The organism is Corynebacterium poyangense (assembly GCF_014522205.1).
Taxonomy (GTDB): Bacteria; Actinomycetota; Actinomycetes; order Mycobacteriales; family Mycobacteriaceae; genus Corynebacterium; species Corynebacterium poyangense.
In genome coordinates this window covers 1,625,183-1,643,204 of sequence record NZ_CP046884.1, presented here as the reverse complement: position 1 = coordinate 1,643,204, position 18,022 = coordinate 1,625,183, and the positions used below count along the sequence as shown (strand labels likewise).

Annotated in this window: 18 protein-coding genes and 2 pseudogenes; 12 read left to right on the top strand and 8 right to left on the bottom strand. The window is 52.0% G+C overall.

Annotated elements, in window-relative coordinates; all coding sequences use genetic code 11:
• Positions 1–188: 188 nt before the first annotated feature.
• From GP475_RS07700 to GP475_RS07675, 6 genes are all read right to left on the bottom strand, one after another.
• On the bottom strand, positions 189–1,211 hold the full coding sequence (locus GP475_RS07700; protein WP_187973847.1) for a GTP pyrophosphokinase: 1,023 nt from the start codon (positions 1,209–1,211) through the stop codon (positions 189–191).
• Entirely contained in the window at positions 1,204–3,669 is a 2,466-nt protein-coding gene (gene treY / locus GP475_RS07695) for a malto-oligosyltrehalose synthase (protein WP_187973846.1), read from the bottom strand. The genes GP475_RS07700 and treY overlap by 8 nt, the downstream gene beginning before the upstream one ends.
• Before the next feature lie 38 nt (positions 3,670–3,707).
• Entirely contained in the window at positions 3,708–4,304 is a 597-nt protein-coding gene (locus GP475_RS07690; protein WP_187973845.1) for a hypothetical protein, read from the bottom strand.
• A 53-nt stretch (positions 4,305–4,357) separates the two neighbouring features.
• On the bottom strand, positions 4,358–5,791 hold the full coding sequence (locus tag GP475_RS07685; protein WP_187973844.1) for an exonuclease domain-containing protein: 1,434 nt from the start codon (positions 5,789–5,791) through the stop codon (positions 4,358–4,360).
• Between the two features lie 71 nt (positions 5,792–5,862).
• Positions 5,863–8,058, bottom strand: a complete 2,196-nt coding sequence (gene glgX, locus GP475_RS07680; RefSeq protein ID WP_187973843.1) for a glycogen debranching protein GlgX — start codon at positions 8,056–8,058, stop codon at positions 5,863–5,865.
• 23 nt (positions 8,059–8,081) lie between these two features.
• A complete protein-coding gene (locus GP475_RS07675) occupies positions 8,082–8,669 on the bottom strand; it encodes a TetR/AcrR family transcriptional regulator (RefSeq protein WP_187973842.1) in 588 nt (195 codons plus the stop codon).
• Positions 8,670–8,813: 144 nt separating this feature from the next.
• Between GP475_RS07675 and GP475_RS07670 the strand changes: the two genes are divergently transcribed.
• The 7 genes from GP475_RS07670 to GP475_RS12510 all read left to right on the top strand — a co-directional run bounded on the left by GP475_RS07670 (position 8,814) and on the right by GP475_RS12510 (position 14,215).
• Positions 8,814–9,476: a hypothetical protein gene (locus tag GP475_RS07670; RefSeq protein ID WP_187973841.1), complete on the top strand. Its 663-nt coding sequence runs from the start codon at positions 8,814–8,816 to the stop codon at positions 9,474–9,476.
• An 11-nt stretch (positions 9,477–9,487) separates the two neighbouring features.
• Entirely contained in the window at positions 9,488–9,988 is a 501-nt protein-coding gene (locus GP475_RS07665; protein WP_187973840.1) for a hypothetical protein, read from the top strand.
• Positions 9,989–10,088: 100 nt separating this feature from the next.
• Positions 10,089–11,420: a histidinol dehydrogenase gene (gene hisD, locus GP475_RS07660; RefSeq protein WP_187973839.1), complete on the top strand. Its 1,332-nt coding sequence runs from the start codon at positions 10,089–10,091 to the stop codon at positions 11,418–11,420.
• Positions 11,420–12,529, top strand: coding sequence for a histidinol-phosphate transaminase (locus GP475_RS07655; RefSeq protein WP_187973838.1), 1,110 nt, complete (start codon positions 11,420–11,422; stop codon positions 12,527–12,529). Before hisD ends, GP475_RS07655 begins: the two co-directional genes overlap by 1 nt.
• A 17-nt stretch (positions 12,530–12,546) precedes the next feature.
• A complete protein-coding gene (gene hisB / locus GP475_RS07650; protein WP_187973837.1) occupies positions 12,547–13,167 on the top strand; it encodes an imidazoleglycerol-phosphate dehydratase HisB in 621 nt (206 codons plus the stop codon).
• Positions 13,168–13,558: 391 nt separating this feature from the next.
• Positions 13,559–13,756, top strand: a complete 198-nt coding sequence (locus tag GP475_RS07645) for a hypothetical protein (RefSeq protein ID WP_187973836.1) — start codon at positions 13,559–13,561, stop codon at positions 13,754–13,756.
• Positions 13,757–14,026: 270 nt separating this feature from the next.
• Positions 14,027–14,215 (top strand): HNH endonuclease, encoded by a 189-nt coding sequence (locus GP475_RS12510; protein WP_224400598.1) that lies wholly within the window; start codon positions 14,027–14,029, stop codon positions 14,213–14,215.
• On the opposite strand, the gene GP475_RS07635 is transcribed toward GP475_RS12510, so the two are convergent.
• Both GP475_RS07635 and GP475_RS07630 read right to left on the bottom strand, forming a co-directional pair.
• Positions 14,128–14,502 (bottom strand): type II toxin-antitoxin system YafQ family toxin, encoded by a 375-nt coding sequence (locus GP475_RS07635; protein ID WP_224400536.1) that lies wholly within the window; start codon positions 14,500–14,502, stop codon positions 14,128–14,130. The genes GP475_RS12510 and GP475_RS07635 overlap by 88 nt on opposite strands.
• Before the next feature lie 2 nt (positions 14,503–14,504).
• Positions 14,505–14,792 carry a type II toxin-antitoxin system RelB/DinJ family antitoxin gene (locus GP475_RS07630; protein ID WP_187973835.1) on the bottom strand — a complete coding sequence of 96 codons (288 nt, stop codon included), beginning with the start codon at positions 14,790–14,792 and terminating at the stop codon, positions 14,505–14,507.
• Between the two features lie 190 nt (positions 14,793–14,982).
• On the opposite strand from GP475_RS07630, the gene GP475_RS07625 reads away from it, so the two are divergent.
• The 5 genes and pseudogenes from GP475_RS07625 to GP475_RS12675 all read left to right on the top strand — a co-directional run.
• A complete protein-coding gene (locus GP475_RS07625; protein ID WP_187973834.1) occupies positions 14,983–15,555 on the top strand; it encodes a terminase in 573 nt (190 codons plus the stop codon).
• 34 nt (positions 15,556–15,589) lie between these two features.
• A pseudogene (locus GP475_RS12370) lies at positions 15,590–16,036 on the top strand (S-adenosylmethionine synthetase N-terminal domain-containing protein); the annotation flags it as partial.
• A 32-nt stretch (positions 16,037–16,068) separates the two neighbouring features.
• Positions 16,069–16,350, top strand: a complete 282-nt coding sequence (locus tag GP475_RS12365; protein WP_223144645.1) for a hypothetical protein — start codon at positions 16,069–16,071, stop codon at positions 16,348–16,350.
• Positions 16,347–17,282: a site-specific DNA-methyltransferase gene (locus GP475_RS07615; protein ID WP_187973833.1), complete on the top strand. Its 936-nt coding sequence runs from the start codon at positions 16,347–16,349 to the stop codon at positions 17,280–17,282. The genes GP475_RS12365 and GP475_RS07615 overlap by 4 nt, the downstream gene beginning before the upstream one ends.
• A gap of 40 nt (positions 17,283–17,322) precedes the next feature.
• A pseudogene (locus tag GP475_RS12675) lies at positions 17,323–18,021 on the top strand (recombinase family protein); the annotation flags it as partial.
• Between the last annotated feature and the right edge of the window lies 1 nt (position 18,022).

The following is an 18,022-nucleotide window of genomic DNA, read 5'->3' as shown; positions in this document are numbered from 1 at the left end:
GAGGCCTGGGGGGGATGGATAACCAGGGTAGGCGACTGCTCGACGATCACTATGGTGGATTATTGAGGACGTAGACATTGCCATGAGCGTGGAAAATAGTGGCGTAGATACCAGTGATCAACTCCGTAAGAGTTGGTGAATTATCTACTTCAGAAACCCTTGTGTGGAATAGGGTCGGGGGGATCAGCCTAGTGCTCCGAGTCCTCGACTACTAACCCCGCATCCCGAAGCAGGTGCCACCGATGGCGTAGGCGAGCGAGTCGATGTTCAGCTCTATTTCCGGTGCGTCCGGTTTTTTGAATATGACTACGTCCAAACTTTTCTAAGAGCAGATCATCAATTAACCGGACTTGACTTGGCCGGAATCGATATTTCATGGCAACGGTTACCGCATCAATTCTCGACTTGTCTAAAAGTCCGCGTAATTGTTTTACTCGGGTGATTCCATGGGCTGAAAGTAACTCTTCTAGCCAACGGTAGTGTTCGAAACGAGAAAGCGGGAAGTTAGTTCCCAATAAAACAGCCAAAACGCCAGGTAATGTTTCAGCTTTAAGCTCGAGGTTGTCTGAAGTATCTGCCGACCCAGATTGGATAGCTGCTATCTGGTCAAATTGTTGATCCGCCAGTTCAATGAGTCCTGCCGCCAAGGTAAAAGCCCGATCAACCTGTGGATCCAGGTGATTATTTTCCTGATCTCCGCGTTTATAGCGGATATCATGTTCGAACTCCGCCCAGGCGTGTTGCAGCACTGTTCTTACCTGGACTTCAAAACTGAGCCCGCGATATTCGGCGAGATCCAAAGTGTTGTGAGGAACGCGTAGAACCAGGTGGTGGGATCCATATCCAAAGCTTCCAGAAACCCGAGTTTCTTCCGTTTTATCGACGCTTTTAACAACCTGAAAGGAGTCTCGCAAGACTGAGATTGCACGAGGAATTTCAGTGGAGTGATAGGTAGTGACCCGAACCCCAACTAAATCATGGATGTCATTCCACGGATCTGGATATGCTAAAGACCCATCTGGGCGAGTTTGTTTAGCCTTCGCCTTCAACGACGGCCAAGTTTTTAGTCGTGCCGTGACAGAATCAAAAGTTACGCCGGCATCCACGAGTAAATCTTCCACGTCGGCGGCGATATCATCGGCGGCCTGTGGGTGTTCTCGGACCCACAGGTGATAATGATTGCCCAAAGTGGCGATGTGTGGATCATTCATTCTTGGCAGCAAACTCGCTTTTCACTAAAAGAGCAGCTGGGAGGGTTCCGAGTAGGCGATCCATGGGGACTGTGCCTTCAAAAACTTCTCCCGTAATTTCTTCATGCCATTGACCTGGAGGAAGAGTGAAAGTGGTATCTACCCATCCCTCGCGTCGGGCCAATAATAAGGGCCGACGTGTAGCAAGAGCGATAACGCTCACGGCTTCCGGTCCTTCTTGATCCGGATGGGTACGAGCAATACCGAGTACATGGGATTCTGCTGGCCCTTCGGCAAAAGCCGCTTCATATCCCCCCTCGAGGAAAATTTCCGGGTGACGTTGCCTGAGGCGCAAACCAGTCGTGAGCACTTTTTGCTTGTAGCGATCCGGGCTAGCACATAGGTCGACCTCGGCATCGAGAGTTCCGGACATGGCTCCAAGTGTTTGGGCACGAGCAGTGTAATCAATAAAGCGTCGATTATCCGGATCTACCAGCGAATCACTAATAAATTCTGTGCCCTGATAAATATCGGGAATACCTGGCCCGATGATGTGAAGCAATTTACGCCCCACGCTAATGGTTACTTGGCCACGGTGAAGTACCTTAACCAGCTCAGTAATTTGGCTACCGGCAGGTCCATCAATGAGATTATCGCACCAATCGAGGAGCGATTGTTCATAGGACGTATTGTTATCTACCCACGAGGTATGTAATCCCGCTTCGCGGACTGCTTTGAGAATGTAGTTATGGAAGCGGGTCCTGATGGTATCTGTGACCTGACCATCAACCGGCCAAATCCCCAGCAAGTTCTGGATCAGGAAATAGCCAGTGGCGGAATCAGGTGCCGGCGCCAGGGCGAAGATGCGTCGGATAAACTCTGTGAATTCATTGGGCATCTCTGTTAACTCAATGATTCTGGCCCGGACATCCTCATCTCGTTTGGTGTCATGGGTAGACAGGGTGGTCATAGCTAGCGGCCATAGCGTACTGCGTTCCTGTTGAAGAAGATGGAACTCTGCGGCAGGAACTCCGAATCGGCCTGGATCTCCACCGACTTCTTGGAGTGCGACGAGCCGGGCAGCGCGGTAGAAAGTGGTGTCTTCTACCCCTTTCGCCATGACGGCACCACAAACCTGTGCAAAGCGGGTTTTCGCTTCGGAGTTGGCTAAGAGTGCTGCAACAATCAAGTCAAGGGCATCGCGTCGGGAAGGGAAGCGTCGAGACATTTCAGAGACCACCGTCGCGGTGACTCGCGAGAGAGAAATATAATCCGCCCGGTACACCGGAATAGCTGCTACCAGTTCCACGATGGTGTCTCTGAGTAACTGGTCGCTCACCGAACTTCCGGCGGTAGAGAAGTTATCCCGACGTATAGCTCGAGCCAAACGTTCAACCTCAGCGGCTAACTCGCTTTTAGCAACTTCTCGTTTTAGTTGTTCTTCGGTAGCACGAATGGCCGTGTCATCCCACGTGGAGCCGGTGTGCTGCAAGGCTAACATGCTGAAAGAATCCTCAGCCTCCCGGCTAATAAACACCCCGTCGAATTCGCGGAGCGCATCATACCCAGTTGTGCCATCAGCCGGGAGACGAGGATCGAGAGGCTCATCGACACCGAGAATCTTTTCAATAACAAGCCAACGGTGAGGCCCGACAAGATCACGAAGTTGGCGAATGTATCGGAAGGGATCAGTTAAACCGTCGGGATGATCTACCCGAACGCCATCGATGAGATCCTCGGCAATGAGCTGGCGAATAATTCCATGGGTATGTTCGAAAACTCGGGCGTCTTCTTGCCGGATACCAGCTAGTTCGTTGACTGAGAAAAAACGACGGTAGCTAATGATGCCATCGCGCCAAAACATTAGGCGATAGCTTTGTTTGCGATATACGTCGAGGGGACTGTCTTCTGGGCCGCGAGTGCCAGGCCGGATAGGGAAGAGGTGATCAAAATAGGTCAGCACCTCTTCACCATTATGTTCGGAAAACTCCAGTTTCTCTTCATCTCCGGGTTCCCCCAAAATAGGCAGCCCTAGTTTGCCACCGGCACCATTATCCTCGTGCCAGTCGATGTCAAAAAAGGGTTCAAACTCGGAGTCCTTTCCGAATTTCAGGACATCCCACCACCAGGAATTAAGCTCCGGTTTTTCCACTCCGACGTGGTTAGGAACAATATCGATAATGATGCCTAATCCCTTGGACTTGGCTTTGTGGGACAGTTTCCTTAAGCCCTCAAGGCCTCCTAATTCCGGATTAACCTCGGTGGGATCAATAATGTTATACCCGTGCGAGGAATCTACTGGGGCGGTAAAGATGGGGGATAAATATAAGTGGCTAATTCCTAAATCTGCCAAATAATCAACAATGCTTTCAGCTTCGGCGAAACCAAAAGCCCGTTGGGCGCCAGATTCATCAGCAGCTGGGCCACGCATTTGTAACCGGTAGGTAGCTGTGATGGCACGGCGCGTGGAGGAAGGCATAAAAACTCCTTAATTTATCTATTGTTCAGCCCCCTAGCCTAGCTATGTTGCTCGACCCGTGCCGGGAAGCCATCCCGACATTCTATCGCCCCTAAGCTCAAGGTCGGGTTTTGTCGTCTCAGCCATCGTTGGGTGGCTCCCAGTTCCGGATGATAGGCAGGAAATGCTAGGAGAAGCTCTTCTCGCGGAAGAAGATAATGGCAGTGGGTATCAAGCAGTTCGGTGATATGACTATCTAACAGACTAAAAGTTTGCGGATGTGATAGCCACGATCCTGGTGGAGCTCCATGGGGGGCTATCTGTAAGCCGGGTAAAGGTAATCCGCTCAGCGCCTGGGCAGGGCGGGTCTTAAGCCCAATACCGGCATCACCCCGAGCCAGTTCAATGAGATGTTGAGCAGAAAGATCCCACGCCCGGTGAACACTGAGACCACAGTTGTGAACCTCACTAAAACTGAGTGGGTGAGAGATGTGGATGTCGTTATTGGTACCGGTTTCGACGCGATGAATTCCAGCACACAAGTAGGGAGATAGGGAAATAAAAACCCGGTGGTGACCTGCTAGGCCTGGCCGGGCCCACGAAGATGGATGAATAACGGGAATCAATGAAGACGAAGGTGAAAGGACAGTGCTCATATCATGTCAGACTCGGCTACCGCCCACCTGGTTCCGTCGCACTTTCTCACCACCTAAAACGGCGGTTGCTCACCGTCCTTGGGATCCACCAGGCCTAAAGCGTGATACAGCTGTTGGGCATCCCAAATGTCAATTTCTTGTCCCTTGGCTTGAAGCTCCTCAGCTCGTTTTTGTTTCGAAGTTTTCCTATCCCACGGGCCGGCCACCAAAAGAGTGGTTTTCTTGGTGACATTCTTGGCAATCGTGGCGCCACAGTCGGCAATCTTTTGCCACAATTCACCTTTATCAAAGGGGGAAAAATCTCCGCTTAGAGTCACTACCTGGGAATATAACGGGTTGTGAGGATCGGCTTCCGGGTTTGGGTCAGGAATAGTCTCCGGTTGGGCCACACGAGCCCAACGCGGTTGTGCGGGGCGTGCGGATGACGTAGCGGCTTGTGGGTGAGTTTGCTGAGATGAACGAAAATCGGTCCCTGCTCCACCTGCGTCATCCATTGGCTGAGCAATAGCCCGAGAATCCGCCGAAGGATCTTGTCCAGCCCGGTCAAACCGGTCTGCCAACACCGGGTAAATTGTGTCCGCGGTGTAAATCCCCAAGAGGAGGTTCCGGAATCGGAACAATCCTGGTAGATCCCACTGCGGGGCTGGGTTGTCGCCAGAGAACTGCGCACAGTGTTGAGCTAGAGCAAGCACTAATTCGGCACAGGCTCGGGCATCAGCCTCCGCATGATGAGGGTCAGATATGTGGATCCCAAAATAATCACACAGGGCGGCTAGAGTGAAGTGGCGAAGGGGTAGTTCGCTATTTCGCGCCAAAATCAAGGAACACCCGAAATGAATGTCCGGAACATCAACGTTCGACGCTTTAGCCGCTGCGATGACATGGGCAATATCAAAATCAGCATGGTGGGCTACTAATGGAAGATCTTCGCAGTGGCGGAGAGCTTCGCTCAGCACCTTTGAAAAAGGTGGTTGGTTGACTAGAGCTTCAGAGCTAATCCCATGGATTGCGACCATGCGGGGATCAGGGTCAGCTACCTGTTCCGGCGGCTGGCATAACCATGAGTAAGTCTCAACAACCTGTCCGTTGCGAACGATAGCCAGACCCAGTTGACAAATTGACCCCAATTCCGCATTAAGGGTTTCAACATCGATAGCGCAGAAGGTTAAGTTCTTCCAGGAAGAGCGCACGGGATGGCTGACTCCCGCTGGGGTGTGGCCGGAGCGAGCATCCGACAAGGCGTGAATAAAAGCCTCGGCTTCTGTGTGTTGTTGAGGGGCGAACGTGATCTGAAGAGTATCGCGTGACTCACGCTCAATAGTGACCACGCCAGGTAGGCGGGATGTTGGGGAGCGCAGGTCTACTGAGGTGATCTCCGACACCGGGAAACGCAGGTCAGGTCCATATAATGCAGCATAGAGAGGTGAATAGTGAACCCGAACTTCTTGCGTATCTACGCTAAGTTCAGCTCCCTGCGCGGAGATCACAGCATTTATCCTTTCCTCACGGGGATACCAATTCCAGGGTATGTCGTGACTCTCACTGTACCGTGATCCGGCTACTCTAAATCCCCACCTGAACGCGGAGCTGATTCATTATGGGTTGGTCCTTCTACTTGCTTGAGTAAAAGGGTAGAGCGCTCTGGAACGGAAATAGTTCCGCGTGCTGGAATAACCACCGGATCAGCGGGATAACCATTATCCTCTGTGGTGTCAATCATGAGCTGCCAGCGCTGACCCAGATCTTCAGTGGGCAGGGTGAAGTCAATGGACTCATAGTGAGCGTTGAAAATCATGAGGAAAGAGTCATCCTGCACCGGTTGTCCGTGAAGATCTGGTTCAGAAATGGCGGTGCCATTGAGATACACCATGAGTGCTTTGCCGAAAGCGAAACCCCAATCATTCTGGGTCATGAGTTTGCCTGAAGGGACGAGCCAGGCGATGTCACGATCTTGGACATCGGAGCCCAGTGGGCCGCCGGCAAAGAATTGTCGACGCCGAAATACCGGGTGGTTTGCCCGAATCTTCAATAGTCGACGAGTGAAACCGACCAGGGCAGCATTGTCTTCAGCTTGCTGCCAATTCATCCAGGAAAGCTCATTGTCTTGGCAATAGACGTTGTTGTTACCGTTTTGCGTGCGGGCCATTTCATCGCCATGGCAAATCATGGGAGTTCCCTGGCTTAACAACAGCGTGGTTAAAAAGTTTCGACGCTGACGGGCACGCAAGGCCAAGACCGTGTCATCATCGCTAGGGCCTTCTTCACCGCAGTTCCAGGAACGGTTATGGCTTTCCCCATCCCGATTGTCTTCGCCATTAGCGGAATTGTGCTTTTCGTTATAGCTCACCAGGTCATTGAGGGTGAAGCCATCATGAGCGGTGATGAAGTTAATGCTGGCGGTGGGGCGTCGGCCATTATTGGCATAAAGATCCGAGGACCCCGTTAAACGGCTGGCAAATTCTCCCAAGGTAGCAGCTTCTCCGCGCCAGAAATCACGGACCGTGTCTCGGTACTTTCCGTTCCATTCAGTCCACAGCGGAGGGAAGTTACCTACTTGGTAGCCGCCTTCTCCGACGTCCCACGGCTCAGCGATGAGTTTGACTTGGCTCACAACAGGGTCTTGTTGCACAAGGTCAAAGAAGGTAGCCAGGCGGTCAACGTCATGGAATTCGCGGGCCAGGGTGGAGGCGAGGTCAAAACGGAAACCGTCGACGTGCATCTCGGTGACCCAGTAGCGTAGGGAATCCAAAATCAGCTGCAAGGAATGCGGGTGCCGCACATTAAAGGAGTTCCCGGTGCCGGTGTAGTCCATGTAGTGGTAGGGATCTCCGTCTACCAGGCGATAATAAGCTTCATTATCGATACCACGAAAGGCAATGGTGGGGCCCATGTGGTTTCCTTCGGCAGTGTGGTTATACACCACATCTAGGATCACCTCGATACCGGCTTCGTGGTAGGCGCGAACCATGCCTTTGAATTCGCTGACCGCGCCGCCGGGGTTGCGGGCTGCCGCATAGTCCTGGTGCGGGGCGAAGAAACCGAAAGTGTTATAACCCCAGTAGTTTCTTAAGCCCAATTCCCGAAGTCGATCATCTTGGAGGAATTGGTGGACTGGCATGAGTTCGATGGCCGTGATGCCCAGGTCTTTGAGGTAGTTGATTACCGCTGGGTGAGCGAGACCTGCGTAGGTGCCCCGAAGATCTTCCGGAACATCCGGGTGAGTCATCGTTAAGCCTTTAACGTGGGCTTCGTAGATGACGGTTTCATGGAAGGGGGTGCGGGGGGAGCGCTCATCGCCCCAATCGAAGAAAGGATTGATAACGACCGAGGTCATTGTGTGACCGAGGCTATCCTCCGTGTTTCGGGAGTGAGGATTCTCCGGGTCATTGATGTCATAGCTAAATAGGGAGGGGTGTCCGTCAAATTCGCCATCAAATGCCCTGCCATAGGGATCTACCAGGAACTTTGAGGGATCACACCGTTTCCCCTGCGCGGGATCATAGGGACCATAAACGCGATAGCCATAGCGCTGTCCAGGTTGCACTCCCGGGAGGTAACAATGCCAGACGTGCGCATCAACCTCGGTGAGCTCAATTCTTTCCTCGTTGAAATTTTCATCAACGAGACATAATTCGATTTTCTCCGCTACATCAGAAAAAATAGCGAAATTGGTTCCAGCTCCGTCATAGGTTGAGCCAAGCGGATACTGGTCGCCAGGCCAAACCTGCATGGGTGAGGAAGAGGTATCAGACATAGTGGTCCAGGATACCTGTTCTTTTACATTTCCCCGCATTCTTTTCGCTCTTCGTCGCGTGATATCTGTGACAGCGCCCTTAAACCGGTGAGAATCATCTCTACTCCGCGGTCAGTGTCTATCTTTTCAGTGAAGTCAATTTCCCCAGGTTGGGAGGTAAATTCCCCAGCTTGTTGGGCTGATTGCTCAAGAACAATAGCCCCCAACAAGTAATGCAATATGGTCGCGGCACCTTGATTAAGGTCCGACGCCGACAAGTCGGGATAACTCGCGCGGAGGCTAGAAACCAAAGCTTTGGTTAAATCTAGGCGCAAGGAAGACATCGCTACGGCTGCAGCTACAACTTCAGCTCCATCTCGGTGCGCAGTGAGTAACTCATGCAAATGATTGCACCAGTCTCGAGGAGTGCTCGTAGAATCTTTCAGCAGGTCGCTAAGAATTTCCCGCGCTACCAGGGATAACAGTTCTTGTTTGTGAGCAATGTGCCAATACACCGCCCCTGGGGCAACCCCGAGGTGGCGGGCGAGACGTCGCATGGTGAGATCGGATAACCCATACTCATCGAGGATGGTTAAAGCTGCCTCTAAAATTCTTTCGCGATTAAGCTGCACGTCACCAACCTTAACGCTATTGACTGGGAAAGACACGGGAATTCTCAGGAGCTATCTAATGACTTCTAGAACAAACTTGGTATGGTCAACTGCGCAAGAGAACCATGACCGGCGTGTGCGCGGTCAGATCAGGAGACAAATTCTGTGCCGAAGTTAACCGCTCTCAAAACTAGTGTTTGTGCAGTTGCACTGGTCCTGCCCTTGGGATTAGCTGCATGCGGAAGTGATAAGGCTGATGAAGCCCAGACAGCTTCCCCAAGCTCTACCACCACGACGACCAAGACTAGTGCGTCGACGACGGTGACTACCTCAGAAAGTAGTTCCCCGCAAAGTAGTTCAGAGTCTTCTCAGGAACCTGCAAAGCCAGCTCCTCCGGTGGATAGCAACCAAGTTGATTCCATTGACCCCTTGACGGGACAAATTGGGAAAGCTCAATTAGGGACGGTCGAACCCGTTGATGGAAGCCCAGCTTCTCCGGAAGATCGCAAGGCCATTGAAGATCTACTCTACGGGCAGTACAAGGTCAACACTTCACGGGAGTTCGCCGAGTACATGCTGGTGAACGCCTGCCAGCGCGTGGTCGCCGAAAATGGTGGAGATGCTGCTTTTGACCGGGGTGAAGTTCCCGATATCCCGATCAATCAAATGCCGGGATTCCAGGGATCTGGAATTCGAGCTATTGATGATGTGCGCGTCAAAGGAGATACCGCATCGGCGGTGGTGACCTCTGCGTCAGGTAATGGTCAAACCCACACCTCCACCATGCGTTTCCAACGAGAAAACGGAAAATGGACTTTCTGTAATTAGTGTCTATCTCTGTGTTGCGTCCATTCTCGTTGAGCCTCGCCGGTGTTTTTAGCGCCTACCTTATTGGCGGGATTATCTGGGGCCTTGTGCTCCGGCCGCCGCTGCACGGTACTCGCGAGGCTGACGGTATTGCTATTCATAGCACCGTCGGATCAAGCCCGGAATTCCTTGGTTTCTTGGGCTTCACCGGCCTTAGCATCCTCATCGCAGGAGTGGTAACCTTCATCACCTTTTCCCGGGCACGTCCAAGTTTGGCACTGATGTGCTGGCTGGTAGTGCTCACTTTCCTCGGTGGATACATCTTCGTTCTCGCTGGCGACTTTTTCGGCCACCTGAGATATCCCCTCGGTGACTTCAACTCCATCCCCGAAGGCGAAGACGTTCTGCTCCTTCCCGCAGCATCTCCCGGATTAGGTGCGCACCTTGGCGCGCCCTTTATTGCGGCATTGAGCTATTGGTCCGGTCTTCTTCTTGAGCCCGCCCCCCGCAGTCTCCCCTCGGCACATAGTTAAGTATTGGACCACCTGGTCTAGTCCGGATCCAAGCCGCCTTTTACAATAGGGGAGCACTTACGTTGAGCGAATACACCTTGGATCGGGAGTTTTATCCACCATGCTTAATCTGATTGATCTTCGGGGACGCCACCCTTCGGTCAGTGAACTACGTCGCGCTTTACCCCGAGGAGGGGTTGACGTGACCTCAATGGTGCCTACTGTCATGCCTATTGTTACTGAAGTACAGGAGCGTGGCGCGGAGGCTGCTTTAGCTTTCGGCGAACAATTCGATCAGGTCCGGCCCGATTCCTTGCGGGTGCCGCGCGAGGTGATGGATCGATGTGCCGCAGAGCTTCAACCGGCAGTGAAACAAGCTCTAGTAGAAGCGATTGCTCGGGTGCGGAAAGTCCACGCGGATCAGATGCCGAAAGAGCATCGAACGGAATTAGCAGCAGGTGCCGTCGTCACTGAAGTCTTTCAGCCGATAGCGCGAGTAGGGTTATATGTTCCTGGGGGACAAGCAGTTTACCCTTCCAGCGTCATCATGAATGTGGTACCAGCCCAGGAAGCGGGAGTACCAGGCATGGTGGTGGCGTCGCCGCCACAAAAGGAGTTCGGCGGTTGGCCGCACCCCACCATCTTGGCCACGTGTTCCTTGCTTGGGGTTGAAGAAGTCTGGGCTACCGGGGGAGCGCAAGCTATTGCTCTTTTGGCCTATGGGGATGACGCAGCAGATTTAGCGCCAGTGGATAAAATCACCGGGCCGGGCAATATTTTTGTGACCGCGGCAAAGCGCATCGTCAATGGGGTGGTGGGCATTGATGCTGAAGCTGGCCCCACAGAAATCGCAATTATTGCCGATGACACTGCTGATCCGGTAGCGGTAGCTTATGATCTGATCAGCCAAGCTGAGCATGATGAGATGGCAGCGTCAGTATTAATCACGGATTCCGTTGAGTTGGCAGAAAGTGTTAATAAAGAAATTGCGCTGCGATACCAGGAGACTCAAAACCATGAGCGGGTAGCCCAGGCACTGACCGGGCGGCAATCAGGAATTGTCCTGGTTGATGATGCTGAGGCGATGATCGCCGCAGCTAATGCTTATGCCGCAGAACACTTAGAAATCTATATGCGCCAAGCAGAGGATGTAGCCCGACGCATCCACAATGCGGGAGCTATCTTTGTGGGGCCCTATTCGCCCGTCCCCTTAGGGGATTATGCGGCTGGTTCCAACCACGTTCTACCTACGTCCGGGACGGCGCGGTTTAATTCTGGGCTCAACACGAGGACATTCCTCCGGGCAATCCACCTCATTAACTATGACCGTGATGCTCTTGCCGAGATTGCGCCGACGGTCGTGACTTTAGCGGATGAGGAACGCCTTCCAGCACATGGTGAATCAGTGCGTGCTCGTTTTGAAGAACTACCTACCGCCCAGGAGAAGAACTAGTGACTATTGCCGCTGATATTTCTTTAGCTCAACTTCCACTACGCGAGGAACTTCGCGGACAATCAGCTTACGGGGCACCTCAACTACAGGTTCCGGTACAACTCAACACCAATGAAAACCCGCATTCTCCCTCGCCGGCATTGAGCGCTGATCTGGTATCAAAGGTTGAGGAACTCGCTTCTAGCTTAAACCGCTATCCAGAACGAGACTGTGTGGAGCTTCGTGCTGAATTAGCTCGCTATATCAGCGAACAAACCGGCATCGAGTTCAGTCGAGAAAACCTATGGGCTGCTAACGGTTCTAATGAAGTGCTGCAGCAACTTCTTCAGGCCTTCGGAGGACCGGGCCGAAAAGTGTTGGGTTTCCAACCCAGCTATTCGATGCACCCCATTTTGTCCGCTGGCACGCAGACCACTTTCGTTAATTGCCCCCGAAATAAAGACTTTGATCTTGACATGGACGCTGCTTTGGCTGCCATTGACCAAGAACAGCCGGATATCATTATGGTTACCAGCCCTAATAATCCTACCGGCAATATCACTGATATTCAGGACATACGAAGAATTATCTCAGCAGCACCGGGGATAGTCATTGTTGATGAGGCTTATCAAGAATTTGCCGATACCCCCAGCGCATGTGAACTTCTCGTGGAGTTTCCCACGAAACTAGTGGTGTCACGCACCATGTCTAAAGCTTTTGACTTTGCCGGCGGAAGATTAGGGTACTTCGTCGCTGCCCCGGCTTTTGTCGAGGCGGTAATGCTGGTCCGTTTGCCTTATCATCTTTCCGCCATATCGCAAGCGGTCGCTATCGTTGCGCTTCGCCACAGCGCTGACACCCTAGCTACTGTTGCTGAACTGGTTTCCGAACGAGAACGAGTCTCTGCTGCGTTGCGCAGCTATGGTTATCAACTCACCGAAAGCCACTCTAATTTCCTGTTCTTCGGTGTATTCCACGATCAACACGCAGTCTGGCAAGAATTTTTGGACCGCGGAATCCTCATCCGGGATGTAGGGGTGAAAGGATACCTACGAGTCACCATCGGTCTAGCCGAGGAAAATGATGCATTTTTGGCGGCTGCCCACGACATTGCGGCCAAGAATCTCTGAGAGAGGAACACCAAGTCATGACTTCTCCCACAAACACCACTGAGCGGATCGGACAAGCCACCCGAGCTACCAGTGAATCCGCTATCAGCGTCGAACTTAATCTTGACGGTTCCGGCAAAGTAGACATCAAAACCGGTTTACCCTTTTTCGATCACATGCTTACTGCTTTCGGGGTACACGGGAATTTTGATTTAAAGATCCATGCCGACGGTGACATTGACGTTGATGCCCACCACACTGTGGAAGACACCGCTATTGTGCTAGGGCAGGCCTTGCTGGAAGCGCTGGGAGATAAGTCTGGTATTCGGCGCTTTGGGTCCCAACAATTACCCATGGATGAAAGCCTGGCGGAAGCAATTGTTGATATTTCCGGGCGCCCCTATTGCGTGATGCGTGGGGAACCGGATGAGATGAGAACCGCTATTATTGGCGGGCATTATGCGACCGTCATCAACCAGCACTTCTTCGAAACCTTAGCTCTGAATTCACGCATTACCTTGCATGTATTGTGCCATTATGGCCGGGACCCGCACCACATTACTGAGGCGGAGTACAAAGCAGTGGCTAGGGCGCTGTCCCAAGCTGTACAGCGTGATGAGAAAGTAACTGGAATCCCTTCCACGAAGGGGTCACTATAAGCCATGAGAAGGCACGTCCACACTCTATACAATCTAACGGCGGTTCAGAAATGTGCTTCGAGGGCGAAAATAGCCTGTTATCAAGGGGGTTAGCCGCATGAAGAGTGTGTTGACAGAAGTCTCAGCGGGGATAACCGCATGTGAAATAAGAGAGTAAAAGCCGAGTCTGGTTGTTCAAGCTCGGCTTTTTTGTACGGCTCGTAGTGGGCGTTAAATTGTGTGGGGTGACGTTAAAAGGTTCAAGTGTTTCTATACGGTACGACTCATCGTAAAGCTCTTTTTATCTAGTCTCAGAATTATTAGAAAACGCCCTTCCATAAGACTGAACAAACTCATAGAATTTGTCTGAGAATTAAAAATAACAGTTGAAAACCCCGATGAGCGACTGACCTTGTCGTATCGCTACCTGCAAGGCAGAACCTGGGAAGATATCGGCACGGTACTCTACGTCGATGAGCGAACCGCTCGACGCTGGCACGGACGAGCACTTCTTCACGTCGTGATGCCGGATGACCCGATTCTTTTACCGAGCCAGCAATTTCGCCCCAAGATGTCCGAGAATGTCCACCACCAGTTGATACTGATATAATCAGCGATAAAACTAAAGACTAAGACCTCGCAAGCATACGTTCTTGCGAGGTCTTTTTTATGTCCAAAGGAAAGGAGGCGGACATGTCAAGGAAACCCAAGAGGCCGTGTTCGTATCCAGGATGCCCGCGTCTCACTGAGGGCAGGTTTTGCGAAGAGCATTTGAAAAATACAACCAAGACTACGAACGCTACGGCGGAGACAAGAATGCCAAACGCAAATACGGACGGCGTGGAAACGCATCCGTGACCGCTACATTGCCGCACACCCGATGTGTGAGCTCTGTCTGGAGCAAGGCAGATATACGAAAGCTACCGAGGTGCACCACAAGGTGCCACTCTCGTGGGGTGGCAGCCACGATGAAGCAAACCATCAGGCCTTATGCCACGAGTGCCATTCGAGAATTACCGCCCAGGTGGGTGATCGCAGGCATAACAAAAAGCCACCCGTTTCCGAGTGACTTTTTGGCTTACGTGTTGAATAGATCTGCGTGCGTACCCGTGCCGGCAGCAACAAGAACGAGCTGGTCTTTTTCGATCGCATAGATAAAAGCCAGTCAGGCTGGATATGACATTCTCTAAACCCTGCGTAAGAACCGGTTAGGGCATGGTCTTTATACTTTGTTTCTAAGGGTTCTTGGTTGAGAAGCTTTTCCAGAACCGCTTCAAGCAAAGCCAAATCATAGCCGCGTTTCTTGATGCGCTTGTAGTCCTTGCGAAACTTGGAAGTCGTGCGAAGCTCTAACATGATTATTCAGCTTCCAGATCCAAGTCAGCGAAGAGCTCTCTGGCCGAACCATAGGACTTAGCCGGAATCTTTCCGGAGAGAATATCGCGCGCTTCTTGCAGAGCTGCTTCGGTCTCTGCGTTGTATCGGGGACGCTGAATCGCAAACGGAAAGCCCTGCTCCATGATGGACTGATGCAAAAAGATGTTGATCGCATCGGTAACAGAGATTCCAAAGCTTTCAAAAACTGCTTCAGCATCCCGTTTGACCTGAGGTTCGATCCTGAGATTGATATTTGCTGTTTTAGCCATCTTAGCCACCTCCTATTGCTCGTATTGTAACGCAAAAGTGAAACAAATGCAATCATTTTTGATGTGTTAGGGGGGAGGTCAAATCTCTACCATGTGGTCCTCGGGGAACGGTGCCGGGGTTTCGCGTGCAAAAACGCGGATTCAAACACCCGATTAACCCCACAATGCCTACAGAAAGGAGGAAACGCTCATGGCACAAGACGGAACACACCGTGGCGGCAGGCGCACCCGTGCCGGAACAAAGCCAAAACCCTTAATCGATAAGATCGCCGAAGGTAAACCCGCTGAAGTGCTTGATCCCACCTTGCCCGATGTGACCCTCCTTGTGGGTTCTGACATTGGCGAGGGTGCGGATTTAGAGGGTGCAGATATGCCTGAGCCTTCTGAGTATTTGTCGGCGAAGCAGAAAGACGGCACACCGCTTGGTGCCGATGAGCTCTACCGAGAAACATGGGCTTGGCTGCATGGGCGAGGTTGTTCGCATCTGGTATCTCCTCGGCTGATTGAGGCGTATGCACAAAACTTCGCCCGCTATATCCAGTGTGAAAACGCCATCTCGCACTTTGGCTTGCTCGGAAAACACCCCGCTACGGGCGGGGTGGTGACCAGTCCGTTTGTGACGATGAGTCAAAGCTTTCAAAAACAAGCCAACGTGCTGTGGTACGAGATTTTCGACATCGTCAAACAAAACTCCATCGTCTCTTACGACGGTTCAACACCAGCCGATGACTTGATGGAACGGCTTTTGCAAACCAAGAAATGAGGTGAACGCTTATGTTTGAAAAGTAAATCCCGCTTATCCCGATAAAATCGCTGACCGCATCGCCGGTGCCATTGTTGATCTGGCCTATAAAGCTGAGACAGATCCGAAGATTGCGGTTGAAGTGTTGATCGGGCATGGGAGCTGTCATGTAATCATGGAAACCAACACACATATCGACACGGCAGAGATTGATGCTGTGGTCAAGCGTATTGCTGGGAATGTGTCTGTGCATATCGAGCAGGTCGCTCAAGATATCTATTTGGCGGCGAATCAAGCCGACGAGTTTCGCTGTGGTGATAACGGCATCTTCACCGGTGTTCCGGTGAATGCTGAGGAAGAAAAACTCGCGCGTATTGCCCGCGACCTTTACGCTATCTATCCCAGTGACGGCAAGTTCATCCTCGATGGCGACAAGCTGATTATTTGCCAATCCTGCGCCAACACAGAAAAACTTCGCTCGGATTTCCCGGTGCTGTCGTGAATCCGCTGGGTGATTGGGCCGGTGGCACGGATGTGGATACCGGAGCGACCAACCGAAAACTCGGCTCAGATATGGGACGCGCCGTAACCGGTGGTGGTTTGCATGGCAAAGACCTCTCCAAGGCTGATGTGTCGGTCAACATCTACGCACACCTGAAAGCGCAAGAGACCGGTGAAGTGCAGCAGCTTTGCTGTGCTATTGGAGACACCGAGGTTGACGGCAAACCCTACGCTGAGATTGTTGCGATCGCCCGCGACTACATCAACCGTCTGGGCGGTTTTGAGCAGTTTGCCGAATGGGGGTTGATCCGATGAACACGACCAAAGACATGCAGCTGATCTCTATTTCCGAGCTAGTTCCGTATGTGAATAATGCCCGCACGCATTCGCCGGAGCAGGTTTTGAAACTGCGTGCCTCGCTTCGAGAGTTCGGCTTTGTCTCGCCGGTCATCATCGACAAGGACAAAAACATCCTCGTTGGTCACGGACGTGTACAAGCCGCCAAAGAAGAAGGTATCACTGAGGTGCCCTGCGTGATCGCTGACTATCTCACCGAGGCGCAAAAGAAAGCCTACATTCTTGCAGATAACCGCCTTGCCCTTGATGCGGGCTGGGACGAAGAACTGCTGCGCATTGAGATCGAAGCCCTACAAGGCGCAGACTTTGACCTGTCGCTTATGGGCTTTGATGATGCCGAGCTTTCTGCTTTATTCGACCTTGGTACAGAAGCCACGGATGATGGTTTCGATGAGAGCGAGGAGCTTGAAAAGCCTGCCATTACCAGAAACGGTGATGTGTGGCAGATAGGCAAACACAAGGTCATCTGCGCAGACTCCACGCTGCCCGAGACCTACCAGACCTTACTTGGGGATATAAAGGTGAATCTGGTGTGTACTGATGCGCCCTATTTCGTCAATCTTGAGTCCGCATCGGGCAAGATCCGAAACGACGACCTTGATGACAAACAAGCCTACGAGTTCTTACTCAAGGTCTTCACCTGCTTCAAACAGGCAATGGCTAAAGATGCGTCGATTTACGAGTTTTATGCCACAAGCAAATCGCGCATCTTTTTGGATGCCTTTGAAGATGCCGGCTTCAAGCTCGGAGCAGGCCATATTTGGCGCAAAGAGCGCGCACCCTTGATGCGCACCGACTGGAAGTTCAAAATCAAGCTCTTCACCAAGTCACCCATCAACGCCGTAAAACGACGCAAGGTCGCCGCCTACGCGCGAGTCCACCGACTCTGACGAGCAGTACACCAGTTACGAAGCGCAAGTCGACTACTACCAAAATTACATCCAATCCAGAGAGGACTGGGAGTTTGTCGGAATCTACACAGACGAGGGCATCACTGGCACGAACACCAAACGCCGCGAAGGCTTCAAACGCATGATCGCTGACGCTCTCGACGGCAAAATAGACCTCATCGTCACCAAATCCGTGTCGCGTTTCGCACGCAATACCGTCGACAGTCTCACTACCATCCGTCAGCTCAAAGAAAGAGGATGCGAGTGCTTCTTCGAGAAAGAAAATATCTGGACGTTTGACTCTAAAGGCGAACTGCTCATCACCATCATGAGCAGCCTTGCCCAAGAAGAATCCCGCTCCATCTCTGAAAACTGCACATGGGGACAGCGTAAACGCTTCGCAGACGGAAAAGTCACCGTTCCCTTTCGACGCTTCCTCGGATACGACCGAGGACCCAAAGGCGAACTTATCCTCAACAAAGAACAAGCCGAGATCGTGAAACACATCTACGCGCTCTACCTTGAAGGTAAAGGTTTCTACTGCATCGCCACCATCCTCAACGAAGAGGGCGTCCGTACAGCCAGCGGTAAATCTAACTGGTGTCAAGGAGCCGTTAAGTCCATCCTCACTAATGAGAAATGCAAAGGCGATGCACTCTTACAGAAGTCCTTCACCGTGAACTTCCTGACCAAAGAGAAGAAGATCAACGAAGGTGAAATTCCGCAATACTACGTGAAAA